This is a genomic window from Vreelandella songnenensis, assembly GCF_003002925.1.
In the GTDB taxonomy this organism is placed as follows: Bacteria; Pseudomonadota; Gammaproteobacteria; order Pseudomonadales; family Halomonadaceae; genus Vreelandella; species Vreelandella songnenensis.
In genome coordinates this window covers 188,628-215,261 of record NZ_PVTK01000006.1, presented here as the reverse complement: position 1 = coordinate 215,261, position 26,634 = coordinate 188,628, and the positions used below count along the sequence as shown (strand labels likewise).

Genomic DNA, 26,634 nt, shown 5'->3' with positions numbered 1-26,634 from the left:
AACCTCCCTTACCAGCGGCACGCTTCGCGTAGCGGGGCAATTTCCTGGCGCAACCCCGCCACGTTGAAGCGCAGTCCGTCAAGCCCTGTTACGTCGCTATGCAGCGTAACTTCCTCGGCATCCAGCAGTTGGCGCAGCGTATCGATGGCGGGCAAGCCGCGTCCGCCGCTGACCACCCGGCCGCCGTCACGTACACGCCACTGCTGCTGCACCGTGCGCCCTCCTCCTGTGAGCCGTAGATCCATCCGGGCACCGCTGATGGGCGTGGGCAGATGCAGCTGGAAGCGGGTGATCAGCCTTTCGCAGGCCATCACCATAATGGGCCTGGGAGGCGTCGTGCCGAGGGCTGGCACGCTGATCAGTACACTATCCCCAGCCTCTTGCGCTATCAGTCCGACGTTTTCATCAGGCCGGGCGGCCTCCTGACGCTCGATGGCTTGCCACAGCGCGGGCAGCTCATCGTCATCAACACTGAAATTGGCTTCCAGAAAGAGCGCGTCGTAGCAGTTCAGTCGCTCCAGGCGGGAGGTTTCTTCCGCGCAGGCCTGAGCGCTCTTGAGGCGCGCATCTTGCTCATCGGCCTGGGCAGGTGCGCAGGCCAGCAGGCAGAGCGTCAGCAGGCCACCGATAGTCCACTGACGTTTTAGCAGCATCGCGTTCATTTGATATCCAGTTCCAGTAGCTGACATTTATGGGCCAGCGTTCGCTTGGGTAGCCCGAGACTCTGCGCCGCCTGGGCGCGATTGCCCCCAAACAGGCGCAATCGCTGGCGAATAATGGTGGATTCGATATCGCGCATCGTCTGACGCAGATCATCAATGTCGCCCGGCAGTGCAAGCGGCATCTCCTCTGCTGGAGCCACCATGTCATCCAGGCCGCTGTCCGCGAGCTGGCTATCCTGCTCGCCGGGCAGCACATAGGTGTCAATATCGGCGCCGTGAGGCGTCATCGCGCAGGCGTAATCGATCACGTTTTTAAGCTCGCGTACGTTGCCCGGATAATCCCGGCGATAAAGCAGGCGCAGCGCGGCGGGCGTGATGCCCATCTCGTCACGCCCTTCCCGTGCGCAGAAATCGGTGATGAAAGACTGCGCCAGCTGGGCAATATCGTCCCGGCGCTCGTTCAAGGGCGGCAGAGTGATCGGAAACTGGCCCAGGCGGTAGTAAAGATCCGCACGAAACCGCTGCTCCTTGATCTGCTCGCGCAGGGGTTGATGCGTTGCCGCGACCACGCGCAGGTCAGCGCAGCGCTCCTCGTTTTCCCCCAGCGGGCGGTAGCGGCCGCTTTCGAGTACGCGCAGCAGTTTGGCCTGCAGCGCCAGCGGCATGTCACCGATCTCATCGAGGAACAGGGTGCCGCCATCGGCCTGGCTGATAAGCCCTTCGCGGGCGTGATCCGCTCCTGAAAAAGCGCCCTTGCCGTGCCCAAACAGCTCGGACTCCAGCAGCGCTTCGGGAATCGCGGCGCAGTTGATCGCCATGAAAGGGCCGTTCGCCCGCGCCGAAAGTTGGTGCATGGCGCGTGCCACGCGATCCTTGCCGGTGCCGGTTTCACCTTGTAGCAGCACCGCCAGGTTGGTTTCTGCCGCCCGTACGATATGTCGGCGCAGTGCCTGCATGGCGGCAGATTGGCCGAGCAGGTCTTCGGCCAATTGGTCAGCCAGTGCCTGGCGTCGCGTGCCATCGTTGAGCTTGGCCAGGGAGTCCTGAAGAATCCGCGAGCGGTGCCGCTCGCCCTGCTCGCGAGCAAGGCGCATCCATAGGCGGCACAGCAGAGCTTCAAATGCCGCCATGCCCGGGTCTTCCGTCAACGCCAAAAGCCTTGCCGGCGTTCCCGCCAGCAGCATCACGCCGAGCCATTCGCGCGTGCCCTCGACCCCGCGCAGCGGCCGAACGTGAAGATGCAGCGCGGACCCAAGCGATGCCACCTGGGACTGAAAGCCTGGATGATCCAGGCGAATGCGCGCATCGGCAACGCTCAGTGTCAGTGGCTTGCCGCTGCGGATAACGTGGGCGTAAGGGTGATGAAAATCACCGCAGTCGAACTGGCCCTCATCACCGTCACGGCCCAGCCAGCGCCCACTGCCATCGATGTAAAGACACTCCGCCAGCGCCAGCCCCAGATGGCGCTTTAACAGCGTCGCCGAGCGCTGGCGTAGCGTCGCCGCGCAGTGGCTCTCCACCAGGGTCAACGCCAGCGGCATGGCCGAAAGCTCGACGGATAGCGCCGAGCTTTCGGCGGTAGGGGCGACGGGCTGCGTCATGGGTCAGGCAACCTCTGCAGTGAAGGTGCCGTCTTGTGGATCGACCCCCAGCACCACGCTGGAAACCGTCTCGCGGCGCGCCATGCGCTCAAGCAGCGCCCGGGAAAGCGGCGGCAGCAGTTCGCCATCGATTACCGACTCCAGCATGCGCGCACCGTTTTCGCTGCGCGTGGCCCGTACGCATATGGCTTCGGCCAGGGCGTCTTCCAGCACTACCTCGGCCTGGCGATGACGTTCACGGATGCGCGTGGCCAGTGTCGTGAGCTTGGCCTTGACGATATCGCGCAGCGTATCGCCATCGAGCGGCAGGTAAGGCACCACTTCCATGCGTGCCAGCAGTGCGGGCTTGAAGAACTCGGCAAGCACCGGGTAGAGCGCTTCATCCAGGGCGGTGGCGTCTTCGCCGTGGGCAACGATCGCCTCATAACCCAGGTTGGAGGTGAGAAAGAACAGCACGTTCTTGCAATCGATCAGCCGCCCTTCGCCATCGGCAAGCTCACCCTTATCGAACGCCTGATAGAAAAGATTCAGCACATCAGGATGGGCTTTCTCCACTTCATCCAGCAACACCACTGAGTAAGGGCGTTGGCGGATGGCCTCGGTCAACAGTCCGCCTTCGCCAAACCCGACATACCCCGGGGGCGAGCCGATCAGCCGGGAGACCGTGTGCTTCTCCTGATACTCGGACATGTTGATGGTAGTAAGGAACTGGCGGCCGCCGTACAGCTGCTCGGCGATCTGCACCACGGTTTCCGTCTTGCCCACGCCACTTGGGCCAACCAGCAGGAAAGCGCCCAGAGGGCGGCCCGGGCGGCGCAGATCCGCACGCGCGGTCAGCAGGTGGCGATGCACCCGCTCGATCGCGATGTCCTGCCCCTTGATCAAGCTGCCCAGATGGGTGGGGAGTTCGGTCAGGCGCGTCAGCTCATCGCTGGTCATGCGCTCTACCGGCACCCCCGTCCAGTCACCGATGACCTGGGCGATCTGGGCTTCTTCAACACTTGGGTTCACCAGCGCATGGGCCTGCTGCAGGCGCGTCAGCTGCTGCTCGCGTTCGGCAAGCTCCGCGTGCAGCTGTTCGGGCGAGCGCGGCTCGGCCGGCGGCTGGTCGTCTTGGGCACGTTCGCCGGTGCCGTCAGCATCCAACAGTTGGCGATGCAGCGTGACGATGGCGTCAACGCATTCGCGCTGCTCTTGCCAGGCAGCTTCCAGGGTGGCGAGCTCGGCTTCAAGGGCGGCCAGGCGCTCGCTGAGCGCCTGGCCCATCGAGGCATCCGGCTCACGGCCCAGCAACTGTTCGCGGGCCAGCTGATCGCGTTCGCGCAGGGCGGCAGTGTGTTCGCTCTGCAGGTGGCTCAGCTTGCGCGGCGGTGTATCCAGCGCTTGCGCCAGACGCGTACACGCCGTATCCAGTACGTCGATGGCCTTGTCGGGCAGTTGGCGCCCGGCCAGGTATCGTGCGGAAAGCGACGCTGCAGCGCGCAGCCCGCTATCACCGATGAGCACGCCATGAGCGCGCTCATACACGTCCCGCAGGCCGCGCAGAATCACCAGCGCCTGCTCGACGCTAGGCTCGGACAGCGCCACGGGCTGGAAACGCCGCGAAAGCGCCGGGTCTTTCTCGAAATATTTCTTGTACTCGCGCCAGGTGGTCGCGGCAATCGTGCGCAACTCGCCCCGTGCCAGCGCGGGTTTCAGCAGGTTGGCGGCGTCGCCCCCGCCCTCCTGATTGCCCGCACCAATCAGCGTATGCGCTTCATCGATAAACAGCAGCGTGGGGCGCGGGGCGTTCTTGACCTCATCGATCACGGCCTTGAGACGTTTCTCAAACTCGCCCTTTACGGCCGCCCCTGCTTGCAGGGCGCCCAGGTCCAGCGTTAAAAGCTCTACACCGGCCAAGGCGGAGGGCACCTGGCCTGCCACGATACGCGCGGCCAGCCCTTCCACTACGGCGCTTTTACCGACGCCGGCATCGCCGATCACGATAGGGTTGTTCTTGCGTCGGCGTCCCAGTATATCGAGCATCTGGTCGATTTCAGGATCGCGGCCAAGCACCGGGTCCAGCTCGCCGTTGCGCGCCTGCTCGGTGAGCGAGGTGGCAAAGCGGGCAAGGGCGCTGTCATCACTTGAGCCAGACGCGCCAGTACGCTGGGCGTTGGCGTCAGCCTCCTTAGGTGCTTCTGCCGAATCAGCGGTCAGGCGATTAAGGTGGCGGCGCAGGTTTTCCCGGTTGATCTCGCCAAGTAGCCGTACCGAACCGGCGCCCAGATAGCGCTCAGGGTTGTGCAAGAGCGCAGTAAATATGGCGCCACTGCGCAGCGTCTGGTGCTGATACTCGGTGGATGCCAAAAGCCATGCATCCTGCAGCAGCTCGACCAGCAGCGGTGAAAAGCTGGGCGTTGCCACCTCCAGGTTACGCGGCGGGCGTGTCTCTTCTGCCAATTGGGCGCGCAAGGCGGGCGTATCGACCGTGAGGCTTTCACAGATGCAGCGCACGTCACACAGCGGCTGGTCGAGCATTGCCTGAAGCAGATGCCCGGCAGTCACTTCGGGTGCCTGCTGCTGGGCACACAGTACTGCTGCTTGCTCAAGCCCTTGGCGAGCAATGGTATTAAGGCGGTCAATAAGTGCCGGTAGCTCTACCCTGAGCATGGTAACTCCTAGCGATAAAGTTGGTTGAGAAGCGTGGTGATCTGTTCGGCCTGCTGATCAAGCGACCAGGAGAAGCCCAGATACACCGCGACCATGGCCAGGGTAAAAAGCGCAAAGATACCCCAGGTCGGGAAGCTGGCCGTGCGCTGCGAACGTCCCTGCACCACGTTCTTGAGCGGCTGCGTCAGGGTGTCTTCAGCGGGCTGTTCAAGCGATGAAAGCTGGTCACCCAGGGCACGAACAATCTGCTCGTACTCATCGCGCCCGTGAGACATGACGCGATAACGGCCCTCAAACCCAAGGCACAGGCACAGGTAGATAAAGGCGAGCATGTCACGATAGCGCTGGGGTTCTTGCTGCAGTCGCGCCAGGATGGAGAACACTTTTTCCCCGCCCCAGGTTTCGTTATGAAACCGGGTCAACAGCGAGTGTTCAGCCCACTTGCTTTGCCGCCCCCAGGGCATGCCCATGACTGCTTCATCGATAAACGAGCAGAGTACATAGCGGTAGGCAAGCAGCGTGGCACGGTCGTAGCCCTGTTCGGTCAGCTCGATCTCGATGGCGGCAATTTCGTCGACCACCTGGCGGTAGAGGCGTTCGACATCGCCTGCGCTGTCGAGCTGGCGAACGCGAACCACCATGCCCAGCAGGCTGCTGGCGGCATCCACCAAGGGGTTGAGGTTATGCCCCCGCAGCCGGAACCAGTAGTCTTCGTCAGCATCGAGCTGTTCGGCGTGGCTATGGATGAGATGCTCAAGGCCACGCTCGTTGATGAGATCCTCGTGGCGCATCTTATGCGGCGCGGCGCGTCCGCGGGTCGAGCCTTGCCCATCGGTAACAAGATGTTGCATGGTTTAACTCCTGATCGCCCAGAACTGCATTTCCAAACCCGGGAACTCCCCGGCCACGTGGAACGCAAAGCCGCTGGCGCCGTTAAGCATTCCCCACGCTTCGCTCTGGCGGTCCAGCTGGAAGTAGGTGTAGCCGGCGTGATAAGGCAGCTCGCGGGGGGCCACCGGCAGCGGCTCAAGCGGTACGCCAGGCAGCTGCAGGCTGATAAGGTCGCGGATACGCTCAACGCTTGCGACCTTGGTCTGCTGTAGAAACAGCTTGCGCAGACGTTCGTTGGGCATATCGGCACGCACGGCCAGGATGAACTCGGCAGATTCGATCAGGCTGAGATCGGAAAGCGGTGCAACCAGCAGGCCGAAGCGGCGCGACTGCAGCTGGATCGCCACTGCCCGTGGCTCAAGCACGGTGGAAAGCGCCTGGCGCAGCATCTTCATCAACGGCTTGAAGGCCCGTTCGGGGTGGTCGTGGTCGTAGGCCGGGCATTCCGGCGGCAGCCGGGATTCATCGGTAAAGGTCACCAGCTCACAGGCGATTTCGTGCATGGTGTCGTAGAGACGTTCCGGATGCAGTTGCCCAAGGCGCGCCAGATGCTGAAAGCGGGGCTGGGCACGGTTGAGCAGTTGCAGCAGCATGAAGTCAGATACATCCGCAACGCCTGCCTGGTGGGGAGTGGAAAGCCGTTGGGCGATGTTGCGTGCCCGCTCACGCATCAGGCCCGCCATTTCCCCCACGAACCGCTGCAAGCCAGGAGCCGCCTGTACGTTAAGCAGCGTGGGCAGGAACTGTTCATCCAGTACCAGGCTGCCATCCGGGCGGCGCTCGACGATGCGCGCTACGGCAAGGCAGGCATAGCCGCTGCGGTCATCGCGCTCAAGCAGCAGACGCGGTGAAACCCGTGCAACCTCAAGCTCGGCGGTGGCCCCATCTTGAGAGTGGAGGTCACGCACGCTGCGCGAGGAAAGGCGGTAGCGGGCAGGCAAATCATCTTCTGGCCAGCGCACTTCACCTACGCCGTCGGTGGCCAGCGGCAGGCCCAGGTAGACAACCTGGTTGGTAATGCTTGCATCATCGATCTCAAGCGGCGTCGGCTCGACATCGTCTGCGGGCAGGTGAAAAGCGATACCATCGGGCGTAACGCCGCTGGCCCGACTGATCGCTATGCGCCCAAAGCTGAGAAATTCGTTATTCAGCTCAAGGGATAAGAATCCGTAGAGGTAGTGGCTGACCCCCTTGAGGCGTGTATCCAAAAGCCCTTCCAGGCTGCGCTGCTGCTGCTGGAAATGCTGGGGCTTGATGAACAGGCCCTCGCTCCATACCACTCGATTGCGGCTAGCCATTACTCCTCCTTCCTTAGTTCTACTTCACTGTCACGGAGGTGAACCAGCAGGTGGTAGTGCTCCCCACGGCTGGTGACTTTCACGACCTTTTTCCACTCCGCCTCGTTGGGCGTGGCATAAAAGGCGATCAGCCCGATGTAGCGCGTCTCTTCATCAACCGCGAACGGTTCGTAGAACTTCCACTGCCCCGGCAGCAGGGTAAAGTCGTCGTGAGTCAGGTAGTTCGTGCCCAGCGCGGCTTCCAGGTCTGCATGCAGTTGGCTCAGATCCGCCGCCATCAGCATGGAGTCATCCTTGAGTTGCAGCACCTGAAAGCGCAGCGGCGTGCCATCTCCCTCCACGTTGGGGTTCACATTGGGCTCGGCCACCATGCTGATATCTACCGTCGTCGGGCGATCCTCGGGATAGCCCACGGGCACGGAAGGGTCGCGCATTACCTGCCACGTCTTGCCTGCCGCTTCCCGGGTCGACGCGCAACCGGCCAGCAGGAGCAGCAGGCAGAACAGCCCGACAAGGCGCACGACCGTCATGTTCAGGCCAGGCGCACTCATGCCTCCTCCCGCTGCTGACGACGCACTGACTGGTCATATCCCTGCTCGAATACTTCCCAGAAAAGCTTCTGAAAGCCCTGCTGGCGACCAGAGTTCAGCTCGCGGTAGTAGTGCTGGTACATTTCCCAGGCCCAGCCGCCTTCGTCCTCGATTCGGTTGCCAGCGCCGCGATAGGCATGAAAGCGCTTGAGCAGCGCCTCGGGCGAGAAGGCATCCAGAATGGCGCCCAGCGCCTGACCGATGGCTTCTTCAACGGCCGCCTGATGCTGGCCCTGATGACGCAGGCTCTCGGCGACCGCTTCCGGGGCCGACAGGTGAACAGGGCTGCGCTGTGCCGAAAACATGGTTTCTGCCGTTTCTTCAAACGTAAGCCCCAGTCGCAGAGGATTGTCCTCGATAGGCTGCAAGCGACGGTCGCGAAGCGGGTACTTGCTATCGTTCTGGCTCTGCTGCAGTCGGCGCAGGCCATCGATGGTAGCGCGCAATGTCTGGCCCGCTTCTTCTAGAAACGCCTGCTGCTCTTCACTGTTTTGAAAAGGCAGATCAAGCCCCAGCCCCCTCAGCAGCGGGTCGGCACCCACATGGCTCAGCGCCTGCGTAGTGGGCTGCTGCCAGCGATCTTCCAGTTGCTCGCCAACAGAGCGCTCCAAGTCGTTTAGCTGCCGTTCATCCATGCCACTGCTCCTCTGTTTTGTGGTGCCATTCAAGGGTTTGATTTCGGGAAGGCGTACCGCTTCGTCGCGCTGCTCTTGCTGGCGCCATTCGTTAGTGTGGCTGCGGTACGCACTGGGGCTCGCGTCCAGGGGCTCCAGGGTGGCTGGCGGTGCAGCGTCTTTATCCAGCGCGACCATGGGGTCGTGCTGCAGCGAACCGGGAACGACACCCCCTAGTGCTTCTATCGGGTCTTCCTGCTGAGCCTGATGACGCCCCGAGGGTTCGCTTCCCATGGGCCAGCCGGCGTGCTCATGTGTAGTAACGTCTTCCTGCTCTTCATCAATCAGCGTGGTAAGCGAATGCATGCCGGGTTGCCAGGCATGCCGGTCGCCGGTATGCACCTTCAAGCGATACACCCCGATCGTCAGCTCATCACCGTCGCGCAAGGCGACTTTCCGATTGCGCCCGACAGGCAGCGTGGCACGGTTGATAAAGGTATGGCCGCTGCAGTCGATCAGGCAGAATTTGCCATCGATCTTGGTAATCTCAGCATGCTGGGGGCGCACCCTTCCTGCGTGGTCCTGCAGCAGCCAGTCGTCATAATCACTGCTGCCAAGGGTTCCTCCCTCGCCCTGGAAGACATAGCTACTGGACGAACGGCCTTCCAGCTGTTCGCTGTTCACAACTACTAACGTCACGGCATCAAACGGATCGACTTGCATGCGTTAACTCATCATCTGAATGCGAACACGGCGACGCGTCGAGGCATCGTCACCATCAGGGTCTACAAAGGTGGTCCAGCCCAATTGGCAGGACCCGGCATCGCCAAGGCGCATGGGCTTGACCTCGCTTTCCAGCAGTTCAAGCTCCAGGTCGTAGGCGAGCGGCTCGCGCAGTACAAAGCTGACCAGCGTCTTCAAAGGCTGATGCTCTTCACCGTCGGGCAGAAAGTCCCTAAAGCGCTCAAGACTCAACCCGCGAAGGCATAGCGCGAACTTGCCATTTACATCGGCCACCCGCTCGCCTGCGACCATGTCTTCACCCAGCGTCATGCCCGATAACCCCATGCGGCTACGCTGATTCAGGGGAATATCCACCCAGCGGTGAATCCACTCTTCGATTTCCACACGGGCCAGGTCAAAGCAGTGGCTGACAATGCCGATGACCACATCCGGCGAGCGCGAACGCCCCGCCAGAAGCCCGGCATAGGCCAGCATCTTGCTCCAGTTGATGGGCGTTTCACCGCGCAGGTTGTCATCAGCAAGCCCTACCAGTGCAAATACGGCTGCTGAGAAGCCGTCCCGCGCATTGTCTTGATAGCGCACGTAATGGCGATATTTCCGCCAGTTCTGGTGCATCAGGGTCAGCAGGCGGTGGTTGAAGAAATCCAGAAAGTCGCCGGCCGCTCCCTCCTGGTGCGCGGACTCGTGAGCCAGCGCTTCCAGGTAGTAGCTGGGCAGCGGAGATTGCGCGCCCTGCAACCCCAGAAAACTGACTTCCATCTCATACTGACCGTACCCATCGGCCTCGAGTGTCAGTACGTCGCTGCCTGGAAAGCCCAGCGAAGCAGAAGTCTTGTAGCGCACGCGCTGAAATGACGGCACGCTACCGCCATGCCGCCGCTCCTGATCATCGCCGTGATGACGGTGCAGCAGCTCGACCAGTTGGAAAAATTCGTAGCGTCGCGCCTTGTCGAGCAAGGGCGCCAGCGCTACATCAGTGGCTGCTGCCCTTCCTGTAAGCTCCATACATAGCGCTCTTGGTTATGGCGATTGATGACCTGAAGCTCATGAAACGAATTGATGCTGGCATAAAGCGACATGAAGCGGGCAAGCACACTACCAAACAGGTACAGGCTGCCTTCATCGCCAAACGCGTCCTGATCAAGCGTCATGACAGAGCGCAAACCGCGCACCGGCAACCCCTTGCGCAAACGATCAACCGGCTGGGTATCGATACTGACAATACCGGTCAGGCGCTTCTGGGCAATGCGCTCGGCCTGACGGTCTACCAGAGCGCGGAAGTCATACGCCCTCAATACCGAACACAGCGCATCGCGATTGAGCAGCGAAAGATAGTTAAGCGACAGGTTCGAGATCAGAATCCATAAAAGCCCGTCATCAATGGCGGGCCGCAGTACCGGCGTGGGTCGGGTAATATTGGAAAAGGTGGCAAATGAAGGGCTCTTTTCCGTGCCGACGCAAACATCGCCAACGGTCAACCGCTCGGGCAGCTCGCGATTGGAACAGGTCAGGGCAAGAGAAATGGTTTCTCGCCGCCCCAGACACGCCTGCTCGTCCTCACGTATAAAGGCAATGTCGTGATCGAAACCATCGCTGCGCAGGCTGTTGCCGACACGCACACGAAAATGAAGCGCCTGGCGCCCCTTGTCACGCTCGATCTGGTGCTGGAAACTTTCGAACGGTACATACCGTCGTGACGCGGTCTTGGACGTACTCTGTTCACCTTCCAGACGCCCTACCACGCTATCCACACTGAATATTTCGTAATGCGAGGGCGACTTGCTGCTGGGGCGAATGCGGTATTCGCTGCGCTCCCCCGTCAGGTCGATGGGCTCAGCATCGTGTTCAAAGAGGTTGATGGCAGGCGTGCAGTAAAGGGCCAGGTGCTCGTTCTGGATACGCGCATCGGTCGGCAGCGGGCGCGCAAAGACAAAGCGAAGCGTGACCCGCTTGGCTGGCGCATCAGGCAATATCTGGTCCAGACCCTGCACATCAAAGAAATGAAACGCCTCGGGAAAGCAGAGATACTCCTGCAGAATTCGGTACCCTTGATGCACATTACTTGGATAGGGCAAAAGCGCCTGGTCGCGCTCGAACCCGACGGCTTTCAAGGCATTGGCTGGCAGCGTCTGGCGCTTTCCATCAATGTCGATTTCAAGACGAGCCAGGTAGTGGCTCATCCAGAGATAGAGCGTACGCGCCGTATAGGTATCGCCGCCCAGATGCAGACGCAATGACGTGATGCCCATATCCTTCATGGGCTGGTCACTGTGCACATCCATCGACAGCTCGACCAGCGAGGTTTCCCGTGTGTGCCGCGCCTCTACGCCCGCATGCTCCAGCGGATAGAGCGTGACGTCATGGCAGGTACGAAACAGACAAGACGTATTTTCGACAGCGTTGCTGGCAAGCTCCGTTCCACGGCTTACCTGCTGGTGCTGGCTCAGGGAGTGCCACATGGGGGTGAACTGCACAACCGTCATGCTGGGCACCGGCCGCAAGTAGTTCGGCCACAGCATGCTGATCAGTGAGTGGGTAAGCTCCGGGAACTCGTCTTCCACCTTTTCCCGCATGCGCCCGGTCAGAAAGGCAAAGCCTTCCAACAGCCGTTCAACGTCCGGGTCCGTGCTGCGCTCGGACAGAAACCGGCTAAGGTTCGGGTTTGCCTGGGCAAACTCGCGCCCCTGGCGCTTTAGAAAATTGAGTTCATCACGATAATAACGGTTGAGCATGCGTGCCCCTCGGGTCAATCAATTGAGACACTGATAACGCTTGTTGTTTAACACCAGGTCGATGGTGGTCAGCGCACTTTCTCTGCCTAACGCCACCGTGGCATGCACCTGAAAACGCAGCTGCAGCGGGTCGCCTGCGTTGGGCAGCGACTCGACATCTACCCGCTGCACTCGTGGTTCAAAACGCTCGATGCACTGGCGAATGGCCTGCTGAATGTTGAGCTCCAGGTCCAGCACACCAATGGTGGCGTCATTGAAGTCAAGCAGGCCCAGATCGGGTGCGCAGGCATTATTCCCAGGGTGACTATTGAGCAATTCAACCAGGTGGCGCTTGATCGACTCGACCACTTCTACCAACCGCGCCTCTTCTTCAAGAGGCGCAGATTGATGGGGGGTAGCGAGGCGCTCAAACAACCGACTGCTTAACAAGCCGCTACTGTCAGTTGCCATGACTCCGCCAGCCCTTTATTCCTTGTCGAGACGTCCGACCAGTGATAGCTCAAAGTTTGCCCCCATGTATTTGAAATGCGGGCGTACCGACATGGAGACCTGATACCAGCCTGGCTCTCCTTCGACATCGGATACCTGGATGGAGGCGGCCCTTAGCGGGCGGCGGCTGCGCACGTCTGCCGGCGGGTTTTCCTGATCGGCAACATACTGTCGAATCCAGGCGTTGAGCTCTCGCTCCAGATCCTGACGCTCTTTCCATGAGCCAATCTGCTCGCGCTGCAGCACTTTGACGTAGTGCGCCAGGCGATTGATGATGAACATGTAGGGGAGCTGGGTACCCAGCTTGAAGTTGGTTTCTGCCATCTTGCCTTCGGCGGTATTGGGAAATACCTTCGGTTTTTGCACCGAGTTGGCCGAGAAGAACGCCGCGTTGTCGCTGCCCTTGCGCATGGTCAGTGAGATAAAGCCCTCTTCGGCCATCTCGAACTCGCGGCGGTCGGTAATCAGCACTTCCGTCGGGATCTTGGCCTGCAGCTGGCCAAAGGCTTCGTAGGTGTGAACCGGCAGATTTTCAACGGCACCACCGCTTTGCGGACCGATGATATTGGGGCACCAGCGATATTTGGCGAAGCTGTCTGTCAGACGCTCAGCCAGCAGATAGGAGGTGTTACCCCACAGGTAATGCTCGTGATCTTCACTGACCGTTTCACGATAGTTGAAGGTCTTGATAGGGTTCTCGACCGGGTCATAAGGCGTCCGTAGCAGAAAACGTGGAGCCGTCAGACCCAGATAGCGGGCGTCATCGGATTCACGCAGGCTGCGCCAGCGGGCATATTTCGGCCCTTCAAAAATTGCCTTGAAATCCTTGATATTCGGCAGTTCTTCAAAGCTTTCGATGCCGAAGAAAGAGGGTGCCACCGATGACATGAAGGGCGCATGCGCCATGGCGCCTACTGCGGCAGAATACTGCAGAAGCTTCATATCCGGTGTTGAGGGCGTGAAATCGTAGTGCCCGATAATACCGGCAACTGGCTCACCGCCAAACTGGCCATAGCCCGCGTTATACACGTGGTGATAAAGGCCGCTCTGGCTGATTTCCGGAGCAAATTCGAAATCATCCAGCAGCTCCTGCTTGGTCGCGTGCAGGACATCCAGCTTGATGTTTTCACGAAAATCGGTGCGATCAACGAGAAGTTTCAGGCCTCGCCATGCGGATTCGAGCTGCTGAAAATCGCGTTCATGCAGAATCTCATCGACCTGATGGCTAATCTTGCGATCAAGCTCGACGATCATGTTGTCGACGAGCGACTTGTTGACCGTTGGCGCATCATCGTTACTGTTTAAAAGCTCCGCAATGAAGGCCGCTACACCCTGCTTGGCAACGTCATATCCTTCATCCGCCGGCGCCATCCTTGTCTGCGCCATCACCTGGTCCAGAAGCGAGCCTTCTGCTGCTTCTGTTACTGTTGCTTGCTGCTTAGCCGTTTTACTCATCGCCGTGCCTCGAAATCGTTTTGCTGTTTGATAGATACGCTATTTGCGATAAATGGTTATTCGCTCTTGCGATCTTGATCGAGCAGCTCGAGCTCGTTCAGCAACTGCTGGCGGGCATCATCGTTCTCGAGAAGCTTCTGCAAACGGTCACGAAATGCGGGAACATTGCCCAGCGGGCCTTTCAAGGCAACCAACGCTTCACGCAGCTCAACCAGCTTGCGCAGTTCGGGGACCTGTTTGGCGATGGCATCAGGAGAGAAGTCCTCAAGGGACTTGAACGTCAGATCAACCGGGATTTCGCCAGACTCTTCACTATCATCCAGACGATTAGGCACCGCTGTTTGAAGCGTCAAGCCAGCTTCACGCATTACTGATTGGAAGTTGTTTTTATCAACCGAAACGGCTTGGCGCTCTTCAATAGGCGTTTCTTCCTCCCCACCCTTGAAGTCGCCCACTACCAGTAGCTTCAGCGGAAGTTCGGTATCGGCCTGCTGACCATCGGTAGCTGGCACGTACTTGATATTGATGCGCTCTTTAGGCGCAACGGTCCCTTGTTTAGCCATGGCACTCTGCCCTGAAAGAAGGTTTCTGAATGTAACCGCAAACAATTCTTAATCAGGTAACGTTAGCTAAAAGAGGGTGATTTCTCTACTTAGGTTATGGAAATGAGACAACACTTCGACAACGCAAAAATCGAAAATAAAGCTGATTTTTGATGCGTATCGCGACAAATAGCCTCTAAATTAACTTTAATTTGCTAAAAAAGAATGATTTGTAAGAAATGTCTTACAAAAACTGTCGGCAATCTCTTAACCAGATTGTCAGCTTTTACGCACAAACCGTTTCGCAAAAAAGAGCACATAGCATGAAATTTTGGCAAATAATCAGGGGATAGATAGTTCAGCAACGAAGCCAGATGAAACATATAGTTACTTTCGCATACAAATGTTACCGCACCAAAGCAAACATTGCATCCTTTGTCATGATGGCCAAAAAAGCAGGCAACTCATTGCCAAGCAAGCAACAAGTTGCTTTTTAACAAGCCATATTTTGCCTAACTACGGTTAGATAATTAAAGCTTATAAATATTAAGCAATTGAAAAATAAAAATAAAAATATAATGGCATGTAGATTGCTATATCTTTTCCGTCCGTTGGACATCAATGACTTTTTTCGTCAAGGAGCAGATCATGCCAACACCATGTTATATCAGCATCGAAGGCCAGACTCAGGGCAACATCACTGCCGGTGCATTCACCCCTGATTCCGTAGGCAACATCTACGTTGAAGGCCACGAAGACGAAATGCTGGTCCAGGAATTCAAGCATGTCGTCACCGTACCGACTGACCCGCAGTCAGGTCAGCCTTCCGGTCAGCGTGCCCACAAGCCGTTCGTGTTCACCGTGGCACTGAACAAGGCCGTGCCGCTGATGTACAACGCACTTGCCTCTGGTGAAATGCTGCCCAACGTTGCGCTGAAATGGTACCGCACCTCTGTTGAAGGCAAGCAGGAGCACTTCTTCACTACTACGCTGACCGATGCCACTATCGTGGATATCAACCTGCGTATGCCGCACGCCCAGGACATCAACAAGTCTGAATTTACCCAGCTGATGGATGTTTCTCTGGCGTACCGCAAGATTGACTGGGAACACACCGTTGCCGGCACTTCTGGCTCGGACGACTGGCGCGCACCTATCGAAGGCTAAGCCTTTGCGTGATGCTCGCATTAAAAAACCCCTTCCACTGGAAGGGGTTTTTATTGGTCGGTACCACGCTTTAGACAAAGCGCCCCAGGCCTACGGCGCTGCGAAGCCTGTCCATGGTAACGGCGGCTTCTTCGCGAGCGCGCAGGGCACCCTTTTGCAGGACGCTCTCGATATACGCCGGGTCTTCCATCAGCGCCGTATAGCGCTCGCGTGGCTCGGCCAGGTGGGCGTTAAGATACTCGAACACCTGATTCTTGGCATCTCCCCACCCGATGCCGGCGGCGTACTGCTCGCGCATCGCGGCGGTTTCGCTATCGGAGGCAAAGGCGGAATAGATCTGGAACAGCGTACAGGTATCCGGGTCTTTCGGCTCGCCCGGCTCAAGTGAGTTGGTCTTGATCTTGCGCACCAGCTTCTGAAGCTTTTTCTCGGTGGAAAACAGCGGGATGGTGTTGTCATAACTTTTGGACATCTTGCGCCCATCGAGCCCCTTCAACACTTCGCCCTTCTCGCTTACCACGGCTTCCGGCAGGGTAAAGTACTGGCCTTTATAGAGGTGGTTGAAGCGCCCGGCCATATCGCGCGCCATTTCGATATGCTGGATCTGGTCACGCCCCACCGGCACTTTATTGGCGTTGAACATCAGAATATCGGCTGCCATCAGCACGGGGTAGCCAAACAGCCCCATGGTGACTCCTTTATCGGCATCCTGATTGCCCGCTTCTTCATTGTCGGCCACCGCTGCCTTGTAGGCATGGGCGCGGTTCATCAGCCCCTTGGCACATACACAGGAGAGCATCCAGGAAAGCTCCTGGACTTCCATGAGGTCAGACTGGCGGTAAAAGATCGCGTTGTCGGTATCCAGCCCCAGCGCCAGCCAGGTGGCAGCAATTTCCAGGCGCGATTCCTGAACCCGCTTTGGGTCCTGGCACTTGATAAGCGCGTGGTAATCCGCCAGAAAATAGAACGACTGTACGCTGGGGTCCTGACTCGCCTCGATGGCGGGCTTGATGGCTCCCACGTAGTTGCCTAAGTGTGGAGTACCTGTCGTAGTAATACCGGTCAGTACGCGGGTTTTGGCAGTTTGACTCATTGTATTCAGGCTCTTGGGCAAATAGCCCTATGATAACGCGCCGCCCATCGCGTGGCGAATGGCTTCATTGAAGGCGCGCCAGTTGCCAGCGGGGAGCCGTATCGGTGTAAACAAACACCAGCTGCGCCTGGGGCTGTGTATCTCCCGCTACCTGCCGCCCCGTTAAAACGGCCAAGCGACTGCCATCCAGCTTCTGTACGACAAGCGTGGGAATCCTGGCCAATGAGGAGGCGCCTGAATCTTGCTGGTCAAACGGCCATTGGCGAGCCAGCGCACTGAGCGTGCCCGCACTCAACAGGCTCCCCAGCGCCTCCCCTTGAATCACAAACTGCTCACCCCTGCCCAGGGTTGCCGCCAGACGGTCGAACAGGATGTCACGCTGCGCCGCACGCGTATTGCCTGCCGCTGCCGCCAACAGGCTCTCTTCTACCATTTGCGTCTGCACCAAGGCACGGTAGTTACCTGCCAAGCGCTCATCCACCAGCGCAGAGCGCAGGCTGGCGACACCTATCATCAGCGCGACAGACAGAAGCCCCATGACCACCACCAGCGCGGCGCCCCGCTGCCGCTTCATGGGCTGGCCTCCGGGAGCGCCTGCGACACGACCTGGTCGCGTTGCATCACATGCCAGGTAAACCTGCGCCTATCCTGCTCGAATTCGAGCGTGACCCGATAAAGGCCGGGGGTACCGTGGGCGTTCTTCTCCCACAGCGTGAGTGCGCTGCATTCACGCTGGCCTTTATAAAGCCCTTCGATCAACGGCTGACTATCCCGGCGCAGCGTGCAGGTGGCATCACTTGCCAGCGAATCGCTGACCTCATAGCGGTGTGCCTGACCACGGCGAATATCTTCTGTGAGCGCCTGACTGGCAAAGATCAGCGCCTCCTGCTGGCGGCTCAAGGTGTCTACTCGCTCGAAGGTGGTAAAGGTAGAGAGTACGAGCTGGCCCGCCCCCAGAATAATGACGGTACCAATCACCATGGCCACCATGACCTCCACCAGCGTGAAGCCCTCCGAGCGCCGGCTACTCATCACCCCTCCCCCAGCGTTGGAAGGATAAACACGTAGTCAAAGCGCTCGTCAGCACGGTCAGAGTCGCGCGCTTTCGTTACGATGGAGACCGTCAGCTCACAGCCGCTTTCCATGAAAGCGCGCCGGAGGCTGCCCGTGGCCTGTTCAAGCGGTGCGTGAGGCCCATCAAACCACTGCGTCTGCCAGTCGCTTTCCAGCGCGGTCATGTCGATACGCCGACAGCTCTGCCGGCGGGAGAGCCGCGACCAGGCGCGCTCCTGGGCATCGATGGCGGCAAGGCTTGCCTGTGAGCTCTGAAACCCGGCCACGGCGCTGTGCAGCGACGTCAGTTGCATGGCCGCCACGCCCATCAGCCCGAATGCCAGCAGCGCCAGGGCGATCAACGCCTCGATGAGCGTAAACCCTGCTTGGCGCGCCATTTACCAGCAGGCCTTTGGCAAGCGCTCTCCACGGCTATCGAGCGTGATGGCCGCTGCACAGCCATCCTTCTGGGTGGAAGCGGCATTGATCAGGTAGTAATGCGGGGTAATGCTTGAAGGAGCAAGGGTATAGCGCTTGGCGGGGGATTCAGGCGTAATCGTGCATTCGTGATAGGTAAAGGTGCGGCTATAGCAACGCTCTAGTTCGGCCGCGGCCTGCATGAGCCCGGCATGGGCATCGGTGCGCAGGGCAGCCTGCTGATGGCGGATAACGCTTGGGTACGCCATCGCGGCGAGCAGGCCGAGAATGGCCATCACCACTACCAGCTCGATCAACGTGAAGCCGCGCTGGCCCTCCGGGGAATCGCCAGCGCGTACAGCGAAAGGGCACACCGCCTGAATCAAAGGAGGCTCCTGTCTCGGCCAGGGCTTCAGCCCATCAACTGCTGACGATGACCTGCTCGCGAAGCTCCTTGGGCATGGAAAAGGTAATGTTCTCTTCCCGCCCCTTGAGCTCTTCGGGCACCGTAGCCCCCAGCGACTGCAGCTTGGCAATGACGCCCTTCACCAGCACTTCCGGCGCGCTGGCTCCGGCCGTCACCCCAATGCGGCTGACGCTTTCAAGCCATTCACCTTCGATCTGCTCGGCATTGTCGATCAGGTAGGCGGGCGTACCCATACGCTCGGAAAGCTCGCGCAGGCGGTTGGAGTTGGAGCTGTTGGGACTGCCTACCACCAATACCAGGTCGCTGTCTGCGGCCAGTTCGCGCACGGCGTCCTGCCGGTTCTGCGTGGCGTAGCAGATGTCGTCCTTGCGCGGCCCGCTGATCTCCGGAAACTTCTCGCGCAGCGCATCGATCACTTTTGCCGTGTCATCCATGGAAAGCGTGGTCTGAGTCACGAAGGCCAGGGTCGAAGGGTCGTTGACCGTAAGCTTGGCCACGTCCTGCTCATCCTCCACCAGGTAGATATGCCCACCGTGGGTCGTGTCGTAGCGCCCCATGGTGCCTTCCACTTCCGGGTGGCCTTCGTGGCCGATCAGGATGCACTCCTGGCCACGCTTGGCATAGCGAAGCACTTCCATATGCACCTTGGTGACCAGCGGGCAGGTAGCATCAAACACTTTCAAGCCGCGCCGCTCGGCATCTTCCTGCACGGCCTGGGAGACGCCGTGGGCCGAGAAGATGACGATCACGTCATCAGGCACTTCATCGAGCTCTTCGACAAATACCGCCCCACGCTCGCGCAGGGTTTCCACCACGAAGCGGTTATGCACCACTTCGTGGCGAACGTAGATCGGCGGGCCGAAGACATCCAGCGCCCGATTGACGATATCGATAGCGCGATCCACGCCGGCACAAAAACCACGCGGATTGGCTAGTTTGATCTGAATGGGCTGTGCTTGCGTCGATTGCATGATATCGCCTTGATGCGTAAGCGCATCGCTTGATGAATTAATGCGTGGTAACCGGTTTGACGTCGAGTACCTCGACCTCAAACGTCAGCGTACGCCCGGCCAGCGGGTGATTGAAGTCGACTTCAACCCGATCGCCCTCGATGGTTTTGACCACACCGGGCAATTCCGTTCCCGCTTTATCGGCAAACGACATCACCATGCCGATTTCCGGCGCTTCATCACCGAAGTCGGCCCGCTTCAGTGTCTGAATATTCTGCGGGTTGTGCTGGCCAAAAGCATGCTCCGGCGATACCTCAAACGCACCCGTTTCACCGGCGGCCATGCCCTTGATCGGGTGCTCAAAGCCTGGTGGCAGGTTGCCATCCCCGTACTGAAAGATCGCCGGGGCTTTCTCCTTGGTAGAGTCCACTACCGTGCCATCTTCAAGCTTCAGGGTGAAGTGAAGAGTCACTTCCATGCCGTCATCAATCAGGTATTCACTCATGAGACTGCTCGCTATAGGGTAACGCCCCGGCCTGAACCAGCTCCGGGGCTAAATAAAAAGGGGACTCAGAGACTCGCGCGGTGGGCTTTTCTGCGCCGCCGGTCGCCCATTACCGACTCCCAGATCAGGCCAATGGCGCCCAGCGTAATGCCGATATCCGCCACGTTAAACGCCGGGTAATACCAGCCCGAAACGTGAAACGACAGAAAATCGACCACGTAGCCATGCACCAGACGGTCATACAGATTGCCAAGCGCCCCACCGATGATCAGGGGCAGCGAAATGGCCAGCAACTTTTCATCCGCCCGCACGCGTGAAAGCCAGATGGTCAGGCCAACACTTGCGCCAATCGCAATCACGGCGAAAAACCAGCGCTGCCAGCCGGGGTGGCTGGCCAGAAAGCTGAATGCCGCCCCGGTGTTGTGCATTAACGTCAGGTTGAAAAACGGCAGCACTTCCACCGGCTGCAGGTAGCCCAGCTGACTGCTGGCAATTGCCTTGGTAGTCAGATCCACCACGATAACGGCCACTGCCACCCACAGCCAGCGCAGCGGCTGGCGCATGGGGGGGCGCTGCAGGGTTTCATCACTGCTCGATAGAGTATCAGGCATAGTAGCGCGTCTCGCCGTTGCCCTCGGGCAGGTTGGAGATACAGCGGCCACACAGGTCCGGATGGTCCGCATGGGTGCCGACATCGGCGCGATGGTGCCAGCAACGCTCGCACTTCTGATGATCGCTTGCGCTGACCGCCACTTTCAAACCGTCAAGCTCGGTGCTCTCCGCATTTTCCGCCGCGCTCAAAGATGCCAGGTGCACTTCGCTGGTCAGCATCACAAAGCGTAGCTCATCGCCCAGCTTGGTAAGGGTAGCGCTAAGCTCGTCGCTGACGTACAGCGTCACTTCCGCCGCCAGGCTGCCCTTTATCACCTTTTCATTGCGCGCATCTTCCAGGCACTTGTTGACCGCGTGCTTGACCTCGAGCACCTGCTCCCAGAAAGCGCGGCCCATCTCGGCGCCTTCTTCCAGGGTGCCCAGGCCCGTGTAGTACGTTTCCAGCAGCACGCTGTCGCCACGCGCGCCAGGGATATGCTCGAAAATCTCTTCGGCGGTGAACGAGAGAATCGGCGCGACCCAGCGGGAAAGCGCTTCGACCACATGATACAGCGCGGTCTGGGCGCTGCGCCGTGCCAGCGAATCTGTCTGGGTGGTGTACTGGCGATCCTTGATCACATCCAGGTAGAAGCCGCCCAGCTCGCGGGCACAGAAGCCGTGCACCTGCTGGTAAACATCGAGGAAGCGATACTCTTCGTAGGCCTTGTCGATGCGCCCTTGGAGCTGGGCCGCACGGTCCACCACCCACTGGTCCAGTGCCAGCATATCGCCAAAAGCGACCTGATCCGTTGCCGGATTGAAGCCGTTGAGGTTGGAGAGCAAAAAGCGTGCAGTGTTACGGATACGCCGGTAGACATCTGCAGTACGCTTCAGGATCTCGTCGGAGACCGCCATTTCCCCGGAGTAGTCGGTTGAAGCCACCCACAGGCGCAGAATGTCGGCGCCAAGCTTGTCCATCACCGACTGCGGCGCCACCACGTTACCCAGCGACTTGGACTGCTTGCGGCCTTGAGAGTCCACGGTAAAGCCGTGGGTCAGCAGCTGACGATAGGGCGCGTGGCCGTCGATGGCCGAGCCGGTCAAGAGTGACGAGTGGAACCAGCCGCGATGCTGATCCGAGCCTTCCAGGTACAGATCGGCACGCGGGCCGCTTTCGTGGCCGTGCGGGTGCGAGCCGCGCAGCACGTGGCGGTGGGTGGTACCGGAATCGAACCACACGTCCAGCGTATCGGTGATCTTGTCATACTCGGCCGCCTCAGCGCCGAGAAGATCAGCGGCGTCCAGGCTGAACCAGGCATCGATGCCCTGCTCCTGCACGCGCATGGCAACCTCTTCCATCAGTTCGACGGTACGCGGGTGCAGCTCGCCGGTTTGCTTGTGCAGGAAGAAGGGAATCGGCACGCCCCAGTTACGCTGGCGCGAGATACACCAGTCCGGGCGGTTGGCGATCATGCTGTGCAGGCGCGCCTGGCCCCAGGCGGGGGTGAACTGCGTGGCTTCGATACTTTCAAGCGCGCGCTCGCGCAGGGTCTTGCCATCCTTGCCCTGGATATCCATGCCCACGAACCACTGCGCCGTCGCGCGGTAGATGACCGGCGTCTTGTGGCGCCAGCAGTGCATGTAGCTGTGTACGATGGGCTTATGGGCCATCAGCGCGCCGACGTCTTCAAGCTTTTCGATGATATTCGGATTGGCCTTCCAGATCATCTGACCGCCAAAGAACGGCAGATCATCGACGTACACGCCATTGCCCTGCACCGGCCCCCGCATGTCGTCAAAGCTCATGCCGTGGGCGCGGCAGGTATTGAAGTCGTCCAGGCCGTAGGACGGCGCGGAGTGAACGATACCCGTGCTGCCCACTTCCGACTCGACGTAATCCGCCAGATACACCGGCGACAGGCGATCATAGAACGGGTGGCGGAAGTTGATCAGGTCAAGCGCCTCACCTTGGGTGGTCGCAATGACCTCGCCTTCCAGACCAAAGCGTTCAAGGCAGCTCTCCACCAGCTCTTCGGCCAGAAGCAGCAAGCGCTCGCCGGTATCCACCAGCGCGTAGGTGAACTCGGGGTGCACGTTGAGCGCCTGGTTGGCGGGGATGGTCCAGGGCGTGGTGGTCCAGATCACGACAGCGGCGGGCTTGGGCAGCGCACTCAGGCCGAACGCGGCGGCAAGCTTCTCGGCATCTTCTACCGGGAAGGCGACATCGATTGCGTCGGACTTCTTGTCCTGATACTCGACCTCCGCTTCGGCCAGGGCCGAGCCGCAGTCGAAACACCAGTTGACCGGCTTCAGACCCTTGAAGACGTAGCCCGCTTCGACCATATCGGCCAGCGCGCGAATTTCACCGGCTTCGTTGGCGTAATCCATGGTGCGGTAAGGGTGATGCCAATCACCGATCACCCCCAGACGCACGAAATCGGCCAGCTGGGTTTCTACCTGAGCACCGGCGTATTCACGGCACAGCGCCCGGGCTTTGGAAGGCTCCAGGTGCTTGCCGTGGGTAGTTTCCACCTTGTGCTCGATCGGCAGGCCGTGGCAGTCCCAGCCCGGCACGTAGGGGGCATCGAAGCCCGCCAGGTTTTTCGATTTGACGATGATGTCTTTCAGAATCTTGTTGACGGCGTGACCGATATGGATACTGCCGTTGGCATAGGGAGGGCCATCGTGCAGCACGAACAGCGGCGCGCCCGCACGCGCTTCGCGCAGGCGCTGGTACAGGTTCATGTCCTGCCAGCGGGACACCCGCCCCGGCTCCTGCTTGGGCAACATGCCACGCATGGGAAAGTCGGTTTCAGGCAAGTTTAGCGTGTGCTTATAGTCCATGGTTCGGTCAGCCGTTGTTAGCATCGGCAGCGTCATCCGCCGAAGAAGGATCAGAAGAATTTGTCTTGGAAACCACTGTCTTGGAAGCCACAGTCTTAGAGACCACAGTCTTGGAGACCACAGTATTAGAAAGCGGGGCCGAGGCCAGCGGTAGCGCGTAATGACGGTCAGCCAATGCCGTCGCAAAGTAGCCATGCGCCTGGCTCTGATCGCGCTCGATTTGCGCTTTCAGCGCATCAAAGTCGTCAAACTTCACTTCGCCTCGCAGCCGTGCGCAGGGGTATACCGTCATGCGCTGACCGTAGAGGTCGCCCTGAAAATCAAACAGGTGAACTTCCAGGGTCGGCCGCTTGGAGCCCACGGTGGGCCGAAAGCCGACGTTGCCCACGCCCTGGTACTGCCGGCCGTTTTCAAGGGCGACCGTCACGGCGTATACACCGCGCAGGGTCAGCGGCTGGGGCAACAGCGGCAGATTCGCGGTGGGTACACCAATGGTGCGCCCCAGCTGCTGGTCGCGCACCACGCGGCCACTTACCGAGTAGGCACGGCCCAACAGGCTAGCCGCTGCGGCAAAGTTGCCGCTGGCAAGCAACGTGCGTACCCGCGAACTCGACACCCGTTCGCCTTCGACCGTAAAGGTCCGGGTATGCTCTACCCCGAAGCCGCGCTCGCGTCCCACCGCCGCCAGCAGGGCAAAATCGCCTTGGCGGTCACAGCCAAAGCGGAAGTCGTCGCCCACCACCAGGTGTTTGACGTTCAGCCCCTTGATCAGCACCCGATCGATGAACTCACGCCCGGTCAGGCTGCGAAGCGCGTTGTTGAAAGGGAGACAAACCACCTGCTCGGCACCGTGCTGGCCCAGCAGGCGCACCTTTTCACGCAGGCGCGTCAGCCGGGGCGGCGCCTGGTCGCCGGCAAAGTATTCACGCGGCTGGGGCTCGAACACCACGACCGTTAACGGCACGTTCAGGCGGGCAGCGTGCTCACGGCACTGCTGCAAGATCGCCTGATGGCCACGGTGAACACCATCAAAATTACCGATGGTGGCCACGCAACCCTGGTTGATCGCCGCCAGATTGTGCAGACCTCGAATGACGCGCATGGCACCTCAGCCGTTGTAGTTTGCCCCTTTCCCCACCTTTTCAGGCGTTGGCGAAGCGTAAAAACCCCTGATTATAGCGAACCCGCCGCACTAAATGTCTAACTCTCTCTATATCAGTCTCGAGATTCAACTCTGCATCTTGAAGTGGCGGGGCCGCAAGCCAAGCGCCGCCAGCCAGACAAAGTAAAGCGAGCCACCGAGTCCGACAAGCATTGCCACCCAGCCCACGCGCTGCCACATACTGAAGTCAAGCCACGCCTGCCACTCCGGTGAGGCGAGATAAAGCGCGATGGTCATCAGTGCGCTGCCGCCGCCCAGCTGTACCGCATAGCGCCCCCAGCCGGGCTGGAAGACCAGCACGCCTTGCTTGTACAGCAGATAGCCCAGTAGCCCGGCGTTGAGAAACGCCGACAGTGCCGTTGCCAGGGCAAGCCCCGCGTGGGCCAGCGGCCAGATCAAGATAAGGTTGAACACCATATTGGCGATCATCGCGATAATACCCACCTTGACCGGCGTTTTGGTGTCCTGTCGGGCAAAAAAGCCTGGCGCCAGCACCTTGATCAGCATGAACGCCACCAGGCCAAACGCGTAGGCGCGCAGGCTCATGGCGGCCATCTGGATATCAGTGTCGGTCATTGCCCCGTAGTGAAACAGGGTAATCAGCAAGGGTTCGGCCAGCACTCCCAGCGCCAGGGCGGCGGGCAAGCCCAGCAGCAGCACCACGCGCAGCGCCCAGTCGAGCATGGCGGCGAAATGCGCCTTGGACTGCGAGGCATGGCGCTTGGAGAGCGCAGGCAGAATCACCGTGCCGATGGCCACACCAAACACACCCAGTGGCAGCTCGACCAGGCGATCCGAGTAGTAGAGCCAGGAGACGCTGCCGGCGGCAAGCAAGGAAGCCAGCACGGTATCCAGCAGCAGGTTGATCTGGGATACCGACACGCCAAACAGCGCCGGCGCCATCAGCTTCAGGATCCGCTTGACGCCCTCATGGGCAAAGTTGGGCCAGGGTGTGGGCATCAGCCCCATGCGCATCAAGAACGGTACCTGGAATATCAGCTGGGCGGCACCGGCAATCAGCACGCCCCAGGCGAGCGCCATGGCGGGCTCATCCATCAGCGGCGTCAGAAATAGCGCCGCGCCAATCAGCGAAAGGTTCAGCAATACCGGCGTAAAGGCCGGCACGGCAAAGCGGTTCCAGGTGTTCAGTACGCTGCCGGAAAACGCAGTGAGCGAGATCAGCAGCAGGTACGGAAACGTCAGGCGCAGCATATCCGCGGTCAGGGCGAGTTTGTCCGGGTCGTTGCCAAAGCCTGGCGCAAACACCCAGATGAGCCAGGGCGCGCACAGCATCGCCAGCGCCGTGATCAGCGCAAGCAAAGCGGTCAGGCTACCCGCCACCGCGTTCAACAGTTCGCGAATCTCCTGCTTGGTGCGCTGAGTCGAGTACTCGGAAAGTACCGGCACAAAGGCCTGGTTGAAGGCCCCTTCGGCAAACAGTCGGCGCAGGAAATTGGGGATCTTGAACGCCACGAAAAAGGCATCCGCCCCGTCGCTTGCGCCCAGCAGCGTTGCTACCACCACGTCACGTACCAACCCCATCACCCGCGACAGCATGGTCATGACGCTGACCACCAGCCCCGAGCGCATGAGCCCACGCGCCGGTGCCACGTTGACAGCAGTTGAGGTGTCGCTTGGGGGCGTGCTCGAGGTCATCGCTTTTATCCGTTATCGCCAGGAAAAACCATCAGACACAAAAAAACCGGCCGCAGCCGGTTTTTTTATGGCGCCTGCCGACTTACGCCGCCAGTGCCTTGATACGCTTGTTCAAACGGCTTTTCAGACGCGCTGCTTTCTTCTTGGAAAGCACGTCTTTATCAGCAATACGGTCAACGACCGGCTGCATTACCTTGAACTCTTCCATTGCCTTGCCATGGTCGCCGGTGTTGATCGCTTTGATCACACGCTTGATGTAGGTGCGGACCATGCTGCGCTGGCTGGCTTTCAGGACGCGACGGTTCTCGGCCTGGCGGGCGCGCTTGCGAGCTTGCTTGCTGTTCGCCACTGGTATCTCCTTGGAGAATAAAGGTTGCCGCTGATTCGGCAACGGATTAACTATGTGTTTGTCGGAGGGCCTTCGCCCAATCACGACATTTCCGTAACAACCAATTGATTTGAAGAGCCTTTAAGCTCATTCAAAGTGTGTGACCGGCAG

The 26,634-nt window shown here is 59.7% G+C and carries 25 protein-coding genes; 1 reads left to right on the top strand and 24 read right to left on the bottom strand.

Annotation, left to right across the window (positions count from 1 at the left end; genetic code table 11):
• Window positions 1-8: 8 nt before the first annotated feature.
• From vasI to tssB, 12 genes are read right to left on the bottom strand one after another with little or no spacing between them, the layout of a single operon-like run.
• Window positions 9-662, bottom strand: coding sequence for a type VI secretion system-associated protein VasI (gene vasI, locus B0H98_RS11770; protein ID WP_106375251.1), 654 nt, complete (start codon window positions 660-662; stop codon window positions 9-11).
• The gene (locus tag B0H98_RS11765; protein WP_106375250.1) at window positions 659-2,263 is read right to left on the bottom strand and encodes a sigma-54 interaction domain-containing protein; all 1,605 of its coding nucleotides are present in this window, start codon (window positions 2,261-2,263) and stop codon (window positions 659-661) included. Before B0H98_RS11765 ends, vasI begins: the two co-directional genes overlap by 4 nt.
• Window positions 2,264-2,266: 3 nt before the next feature.
• Window positions 2,267-4,915 (bottom strand): type VI secretion system ATPase TssH, encoded by a 2,649-nt coding sequence (tssH, locus tag B0H98_RS11760; protein WP_106375249.1) that lies wholly within the window; start codon window positions 4,913-4,915, stop codon window positions 2,267-2,269.
• Between the two features lie 8 nt (window positions 4,916-4,923).
• Window positions 4,924-5,766 (bottom strand): type IVB secretion system protein IcmH/DotU, encoded by an 843-nt coding sequence (icmH, locus tag B0H98_RS11755; RefSeq protein ID WP_106375248.1) that lies wholly within the window; start codon window positions 5,764-5,766, stop codon window positions 4,924-4,926.
• 3 nt (window positions 5,767-5,769) lie between these two features.
• Window positions 5,770-7,104, bottom strand: coding sequence for a type VI secretion system baseplate subunit TssK (gene tssK / locus B0H98_RS11750; protein WP_106375247.1), 1,335 nt, complete (start codon window positions 7,102-7,104; stop codon window positions 5,770-5,772).
• Complete coding sequence (tssJ, locus tag B0H98_RS11745) at window positions 7,104-7,655, bottom strand: type VI secretion system lipoprotein TssJ (protein WP_106375246.1); 552 nt, start codon at window positions 7,653-7,655, stop codon at window positions 7,104-7,106. Before tssJ ends, tssK begins: the two co-directional genes overlap by 1 nt.
• Complete coding sequence (gene tagH, locus B0H98_RS11740) at window positions 7,652-9,031, bottom strand: type VI secretion system-associated FHA domain protein TagH (protein WP_106375245.1); 1,380 nt, start codon at window positions 9,029-9,031, stop codon at window positions 7,652-7,654. Before tagH ends, tssJ begins: the two co-directional genes overlap by 4 nt.
• Before the next feature lie 3 nt (window positions 9,032-9,034).
• Window positions 9,035-10,057 (bottom strand): type VI secretion system baseplate subunit TssG, encoded by a 1,023-nt coding sequence (tssG, locus tag B0H98_RS11735; protein ID WP_106375269.1) that lies wholly within the window; start codon window positions 10,055-10,057, stop codon window positions 9,035-9,037.
• Window positions 10,021-11,784 carry a type VI secretion system baseplate subunit TssF gene (gene tssF, locus B0H98_RS11730; RefSeq protein WP_106375244.1) on the bottom strand — a complete coding sequence of 588 codons (1,764 nt, stop codon included), beginning with the start codon at window positions 11,782-11,784 and terminating at the stop codon, window positions 10,021-10,023. The genes tssG and tssF overlap by 37 nt, the downstream gene beginning before the upstream one ends.
• A gap of 18 nt (window positions 11,785-11,802) precedes the next feature.
• On the bottom strand, window positions 11,803-12,234 hold the full coding sequence (gene tssE / locus B0H98_RS11725) for a type VI secretion system baseplate subunit TssE (RefSeq protein ID WP_106375243.1): 432 nt from the start codon (window positions 12,232-12,234) through the stop codon (window positions 11,803-11,805).
• A gap of 15 nt (window positions 12,235-12,249) precedes the next feature.
• On the bottom strand, window positions 12,250-13,728 hold the full coding sequence (gene tssC, locus B0H98_RS11720) for a type VI secretion system contractile sheath large subunit (RefSeq protein WP_106375242.1): 1,479 nt from the start codon (window positions 13,726-13,728) through the stop codon (window positions 12,250-12,252).
• Window positions 13,729-13,784: 56 nt separating this feature from the next.
• A complete protein-coding gene (tssB, locus tag B0H98_RS11715) occupies window positions 13,785-14,291 on the bottom strand; it encodes a type VI secretion system contractile sheath small subunit (protein WP_106375241.1) in 507 nt (168 codons plus the stop codon).
• Window positions 14,292-14,918: 627 nt separating this feature from the next.
• Here tssB and B0H98_RS11710 point away from each other — a divergent pair.
• Complete coding sequence (locus B0H98_RS11710) at window positions 14,919-15,437, top strand: Hcp family type VI secretion system effector (protein WP_106375240.1); 519 nt, start codon at window positions 14,919-14,921, stop codon at window positions 15,435-15,437.
• A 70-nt stretch (window positions 15,438-15,507) separates the two neighbouring features.
• On the opposite strand, the gene B0H98_RS11705 is transcribed toward B0H98_RS11710, so the two are convergent.
• The 12 genes from B0H98_RS11705 to rpsT all read right to left on the bottom strand — a co-directional run bounded on the left by B0H98_RS11705 (window position 15,508) and on the right by rpsT (window position 26,484).
• Entirely contained in the window at window positions 15,508-16,530 is a 1,023-nt protein-coding gene (locus B0H98_RS11705; RefSeq protein ID WP_106375239.1) for a tryptophan--tRNA ligase, read from the bottom strand.
• Between the two features lie 64 nt (window positions 16,531-16,594).
• The gene (locus tag B0H98_RS11700; RefSeq protein WP_106375238.1) at window positions 16,595-17,104 is read right to left on the bottom strand and encodes a pilus assembly PilX family protein; all 510 of its coding nucleotides are present in this window, start codon (window positions 17,102-17,104) and stop codon (window positions 16,595-16,597) included.
• Window positions 17,101-17,562 carry a PilW family protein gene (locus B0H98_RS11695; RefSeq protein WP_106375237.1) on the bottom strand — a complete coding sequence of 154 codons (462 nt, stop codon included), beginning with the start codon at window positions 17,560-17,562 and terminating at the stop codon, window positions 17,101-17,103. Before B0H98_RS11695 ends, B0H98_RS11700 begins: the two co-directional genes overlap by 4 nt.
• On the bottom strand, window positions 17,562-17,981 hold the full coding sequence (locus B0H98_RS11690; protein WP_106375236.1) for a prepilin-type N-terminal cleavage/methylation domain-containing protein: 420 nt from the start codon (window positions 17,979-17,981) through the stop codon (window positions 17,562-17,564). Before B0H98_RS11690 ends, B0H98_RS11695 begins: the two co-directional genes overlap by 1 nt.
• Complete coding sequence (locus B0H98_RS11685; RefSeq protein WP_167392675.1) at window positions 17,982-18,386, bottom strand: type IV pilin protein; 405 nt, start codon at window positions 18,384-18,386, stop codon at window positions 17,982-17,984.
• Between the two features lie 34 nt (window positions 18,387-18,420).
• Window positions 18,421-19,398 (bottom strand): 4-hydroxy-3-methylbut-2-enyl diphosphate reductase, encoded by a 978-nt coding sequence (gene ispH, locus B0H98_RS11680; protein ID WP_106375234.1) that lies wholly within the window; start codon window positions 19,396-19,398, stop codon window positions 18,421-18,423.
• 37 nt (window positions 19,399-19,435) lie between these two features.
• Window positions 19,436-19,882, bottom strand: a complete 447-nt coding sequence (fkpB, locus tag B0H98_RS11675; RefSeq protein WP_106375233.1) for an FKBP-type peptidyl-prolyl cis-trans isomerase — start codon at window positions 19,880-19,882, stop codon at window positions 19,436-19,438.
• 65 nt (window positions 19,883-19,947) lie between these two features.
• The gene (gene lspA / locus B0H98_RS11670; protein WP_106375232.1) at window positions 19,948-20,493 is read right to left on the bottom strand and encodes a signal peptidase II; all 546 of its coding nucleotides are present in this window, start codon (window positions 20,491-20,493) and stop codon (window positions 19,948-19,950) included.
• Window positions 20,486-23,317, bottom strand: a complete 2,832-nt coding sequence (gene ileS, locus B0H98_RS11665) for an isoleucine--tRNA ligase (RefSeq protein WP_208623612.1) — start codon at window positions 23,315-23,317, stop codon at window positions 20,486-20,488. The genes lspA and ileS overlap by 8 nt, the downstream gene beginning before the upstream one ends.
• Before the next feature lie 7 nt (window positions 23,318-23,324).
• Window positions 23,325-24,419, bottom strand: a complete 1,095-nt coding sequence (gene ribF, locus B0H98_RS11660; protein ID WP_106375231.1) for a bifunctional riboflavin kinase/FAD synthetase — start codon at window positions 24,417-24,419, stop codon at window positions 23,325-23,327.
• A 126-nt stretch (window positions 24,420-24,545) separates the two neighbouring features.
• Window positions 24,546-26,135 carry a murein biosynthesis integral membrane protein MurJ gene (gene murJ / locus B0H98_RS11655; RefSeq protein WP_106375230.1) on the bottom strand — a complete coding sequence of 530 codons (1,590 nt, stop codon included), beginning with the start codon at window positions 26,133-26,135 and terminating at the stop codon, window positions 24,546-24,548.
• A gap of 82 nt (window positions 26,136-26,217) precedes the next feature.
• Window positions 26,218-26,484, bottom strand: a complete 267-nt coding sequence (gene rpsT, locus B0H98_RS11650; RefSeq protein ID WP_106375229.1) for a 30S ribosomal protein S20 — start codon at window positions 26,482-26,484, stop codon at window positions 26,218-26,220.
• Window positions 26,485-26,634: the final 150 nt, after the last annotated feature.

Coding starts and splice junctions, on each gene's coding strand:
- B0H98_RS11710 (WP_106375240.1), top strand. CDS start 14,919: ATGCCAACACCATGTTATATCAGCATCGAAGGCCAGACTCAGGGCAAC.
- murJ (WP_106375230.1), bottom strand. CDS start 26,135: ATGACCTCGAGCACGCCCCCAAGCGACACCTCAACTGCTGTCAACGTG.
- B0H98_RS11690 (WP_106375236.1), bottom strand. CDS start 17,981: ATGGCGCGCCAAGCAGGGTTTACGCTCATCGAGGCGTTGATCGCCCTG.
- B0H98_RS11705 (WP_106375239.1), bottom strand. CDS start 16,530: ATGAGTCAAACTGCCAAAACCCGCGTACTGACCGGTATTACTACGACA.
- icmH (WP_106375248.1), bottom strand. CDS start 5,766: ATGCAACATCTTGTTACCGATGGGCAAGGCTCGACCCGCGGACGCGCC.
- tssG (WP_106375269.1), bottom strand. CDS start 10,057: ATGGAGCTTACAGGAAGGGCAGCAGCCACTGATGTAGCGCTGGCGCCC.
- B0H98_RS11765 (WP_106375250.1), bottom strand. CDS start 2,263: ATGACGCAGCCCGTCGCCCCTACCGCCGAAAGCTCGGCGCTATCCGTC.
- vasI (WP_106375251.1), bottom strand. CDS start 662: ATGAACGCGATGCTGCTAAAACGTCAGTGGACTATCGGTGGCCTGCTG.
- tssC (WP_106375242.1), bottom strand. CDS start 13,728: ATGAGTAAAACGGCTAAGCAGCAAGCAACAGTAACAGAAGCAGCAGAA.
- ribF (WP_106375231.1), bottom strand. CDS start 24,419: ATGCGCGTCATTCGAGGTCTGCACAATCTGGCGGCGATCAACCAGGGT.
- fkpB (WP_106375233.1), bottom strand. CDS start 19,882: ATGAGTGAATACCTGATTGATGACGGCATGGAAGTGACTCTTCACTTC.
- lspA (WP_106375232.1), bottom strand. CDS start 20,493: ATGCCTGATACTCTATCGAGCAGTGATGAAACCCTGCAGCGCCCCCCC.
- tssH (WP_106375249.1), bottom strand. CDS start 4,915: ATGCTCAGGGTAGAGCTACCGGCACTTATTGACCGCCTTAATACCATT.
- B0H98_RS11700 (WP_106375238.1), bottom strand. CDS start 17,104: ATGAAGCGGCAGCGGGGCGCCGCGCTGGTGGTGGTCATGGGGCTTCTG.
- tssK (WP_106375247.1), bottom strand. CDS start 7,104: ATGGCTAGCCGCAATCGAGTGGTATGGAGCGAGGGCCTGTTCATCAAG.
- tssE (WP_106375243.1), bottom strand. CDS start 12,234: ATGGCAACTGACAGTAGCGGCTTGTTAAGCAGTCGGTTGTTTGAGCGC.
- ispH (WP_106375234.1), bottom strand. CDS start 19,398: ATGCAATCGACGCAAGCACAGCCCATTCAGATCAAACTAGCCAATCCG.
- tagH (WP_106375245.1), bottom strand. CDS start 9,031: ATGCAAGTCGATCCGTTTGATGCCGTGACGTTAGTAGTTGTGAACAGC.
- tssB (WP_106375241.1), bottom strand. CDS start 14,291: ATGGCTAAACAAGGGACCGTTGCGCCTAAAGAGCGCATCAATATCAAG.
- ileS (WP_208623612.1), bottom strand. CDS start 23,317: ATGGACTATAAGCACACGCTAAACTTGCCTGAAACCGACTTTCCCATG.
- tssF (WP_106375244.1), bottom strand. CDS start 11,784: ATGCTCAACCGTTATTATCGTGATGAACTCAATTTTCTAAAGCGCCAG.
- B0H98_RS11695 (WP_106375237.1), bottom strand. CDS start 17,562: ATGAGTAGCCGGCGCTCGGAGGGCTTCACGCTGGTGGAGGTCATGGTG.
- tssJ (WP_106375246.1), bottom strand. CDS start 7,655: ATGAGTGCGCCTGGCCTGAACATGACGGTCGTGCGCCTTGTCGGGCTG.